The sequence below is a fragment of the Trichococcus flocculiformis genome, from assembly GCF_900113645.1.
GTDB lineage: Bacteria > Bacillota > Bacilli > Lactobacillales > Aerococcaceae > Trichococcus > Trichococcus flocculiformis.
Genome location: NZ_FOQC01000087.1, coordinates 1 through 3,024 on the forward strand (window position 1 = coordinate 1; position 3,024 = coordinate 3,024).

Annotated in this window: 2 protein-coding genes and 1 tRNA gene; all 3 read right to left on the reverse strand. The window is 47.3% G+C overall.

From position 1 onward, the window contains the following. Positions 1-265: 265 nt before the first annotated feature. On the reverse strand, positions 266-862 hold the full coding sequence (locus tag BMZ71_RS14365; RefSeq protein WP_086990943.1) for an anthranilate synthase component II: 597 nt from the start codon (positions 860-862) through the stop codon (positions 266-268). Next, entirely contained in the window at positions 863-2,293 is a 1,431-nt protein-coding gene (trpE, locus tag BMZ71_RS14370; RefSeq protein ID WP_086990945.1) for an anthranilate synthase component I, read from the reverse strand. It lies immediately after the preceding gene. A gap of 647 nt (positions 2,294-2,940) precedes the next feature. Then, a tRNA-Leu gene (locus tag BMZ71_RS14380) sits at positions 2,941-3,024 on the reverse strand.

The following is a 3,024-nucleotide window of genomic DNA, read 5'->3' on the forward strand; positions in this document are numbered from 1 at the left end:
TATAATATCACGCTCTAAATCGTCTGTCAACAATTTTTTCAAATCATTTCAAAGCCGATTCTGGCGGACAACTTCTATATACTATCATCGCAGCCAAATGCTGTCAACGATTTTTTAATTTTTTTTAAGGCTTCCGTCACCATCCGTATAAACACTGGCGTTCTTCACAATATGGCATGCGGATCAGCGGTCCAAACTCCCTGGATTCCGACTTTCGCATTCGGATTCTCTGATGGATTTGTCCCGCTCACCATGCCTATTTATATCAATTCACAGGTTGTGCTGTTTTTTTGGCGATATTCTCCAAAAAGTTCCGGATAAGCGTCTGACCATCTTTTGTGAAGATGGACTCGGGATGGAACTGCAGGCCATAGGCGGCATGCTCCTTGTGCTTCATCGCCATAATGACGCCATCATCGACACTTTTGGAGAGTATTTCCAGTTCGTCGGGAAGGCTCTTTTCCTCGACTACCAGCGAATGGTAACGCATGACTTCGAATGGGGAAGCGATCCCTTGGAAAAGAGGGTCTCCGTTATGTGTGATCATGGAGGTTTTTCCGTGCTTCAGCGTTTCCGCACGAATGACATTCCCGCCATAAGCATACCCGATGGCCTGATGCCCAAGACAGATTCCTAGCAAAGGTACTTTTCCGGCAAACTCCCGGACCACATCAACGCAGATCCCGGCATCTTCCGGCACGCCCGGTCCTGGGGAAAGGATGATGCAGTCCAGGTCCATCCCTTTCATTTCATCAAGTGTCAGGGCATCATTGCGCAGAACCTGCACATCCGGATTGATTTCTCCGATGTATTGATAGAGGTTGTACGTAAAGGAATCATAGTTATCGATCAATAAAATCATTCAGATTACCTCCTTCAAGGCCATTGCTTTGTTGAGCGTCTCGGTATATTCAGATTGCGGAACGGAATCGTGCACAATCCCTGCGCCGGCTTGAACATAGGCGAAGCCGTCCTTCAGAATGATGGTCCGGATGGCGATGCAGGTGTCCATGTTGCCATTATAGGAAAAATAGCCGACCGCACCGGCATAGATGCCCCGCTTCGTTTTTTCCAATTCGTCGATGATGCCCATCGCCCTTATTTTCGGCGCACCTGATACGGTCCCTACAGGCAAACACGCGCTCAAGGCTTCAAAGCAGGTCAGACCCGGTTTCAATTTGCCGGTCACCTTCGAAACGATGTGCATAACGTGTGAATAAATATCCACTTCCATGAACTTATCCAGCTTGACGCTGCCGAATTCGCTAATCCTGCCGATGTCGTTCCTTCCCAAATCCACCAGCATCACATGTTCTGCCCGCTCTTTCTCATCCGCAAGCAACTCTTTCTTCAATTCATTGTCTTCCTCTTCGTTCTTCCCTCTTCTGCGTGTTCCGGCTATCGGATTCGTCATGACTTCGCCATCCTGAACGGTGACCAGACTTTCCGGAGAGGAACCGACCACCTGGAAATCACCCAGATCGATATAGAAAAGGTAAGGCGACGGATTCTTTGTGCGCAGTCTTCTGTAGATGTCGAACGGTTCGGATTCCGATTTGATAGTCAAGCGCTGCGAAAGGACAACCTGAAAGATGTCGCCCGCTTTGATGTATTCTTTTGCTTTCTCGACGAGTTTACAAAATTCCGCTTCGCTGACATTTGAAGAAACTTCTTGATTCGGATTCACCTCTTGGAAAGATCGGATGCCATTCGTCTGGTTCATCGTTTCGGCTAACTTTTCCAGATTGGCAGTGATTGTTTCATAATCCTCCGTGTCCTCGGGGAAAACATTATGGACAAGCGTCATTTTGTGTTGGTAGTGGTCGTAGCTGATGAATTGCTTGTAGAACATCAAGTAGGCTTCAGGTGCCTGCAGTTCATCCGGGTTCACATTCGGCAGCTTTTCGTATTGTCGGATGACATCGTAACCGACATAACCGATCGCGCCGCCGACGAAAGGCAACGGGATATCGGTCTTGAGATACGGAATCGACACCTGCTCTTTTACGTAATCGAGCACCTTGCCTTTTTTGTGCACGGGTTGCCCATCGGTGATGATCGTGACGTCTTCGCCCATACTCGTGATGCTCTTATAAGGGTTCGAACCCAAGAAGGAGTATCTCCCGATTTCCCGCTCCGAAAAGACACTCTCAAACAAAAACTTATGCTCCCCTTCGAGATTGTAGTACATGCCGATAGGCGTCAATTGATCCGCATTGACCGTCAAGTGTACCGGAAACACCTTATTATGCTTTTTTGCTGCTGCAAATTCTGTTGCTGTCAGATTAAACATTCCATTCACCCCTAATGAGATTTTTTGCTGTTTCTGCTTGATTCAGGGGATTTTGGGTACAAAAAAAGCCACAACATCCCCTATAATGGGACGATGTAGCCGCGGTGCCACCCATATTAGTTCTCTACTGTTGACTCACACCCGACACTGTCGTTCTTTGCGCTCCTTGCCTCCTTATCGGAATCAAGGACCCAATGCGTCATCAAAAAATGGGCTATGCATTGTTTTCGCGCTAATACTACAGAATCAAAAAAACACTTCCTCCTCAAAAGGACGAAATGTTTCCATTCGTTTGCCACCTCAGTACAAAACTCGCTCTGCGGGTACAGATGTTACTCGATACCCCGTCCTTTTAACGGCGGACTCCCGGTTTTTGCTACTATAATTTTCGCATCACGTCTCAGAGATCCATTCGCCGACAGCTACAGTGCTTGGCTTTCACTGCCCCAAACTCGCTTTGACTAAACGCCATTGGTTACTACTTCTCATCACAGATTTTATTAATTTAATTTTAATCAATTATAATCCTTTTCTCATTATTGTCAACTGAAAAATATTTGTCTTTCGAAAAACCACTGAGCCCAGGCAATAGAAAAAGAAGCCGTTCATAACAAAGTACTCCTTGTTATGAACGGCTTCTTTTGTGATACCGGCGGCCGGGGTCGAACCGGCACGCCCTCGCGGGCACTGGATTTTGAGTCCAGCGCGTCTGCCAATTCCGCCACGCCGGC

What these genes read in the sequence shown, in the direction of transcription:
- BMZ71_RS14365 (WP_086990943.1), bottom strand. Translation starts at nt 862, where the DNA reads ATGATTTTATTGATCGATAACTATGATTCCTTTACGTACAACCTCTAT.
- trpE (WP_086990945.1), bottom strand. Translation starts at nt 2,293, where the DNA reads ATGTTTAATCTGACAGCAACAGAATTTGCAGCAGCAAAAAAGCATAAT.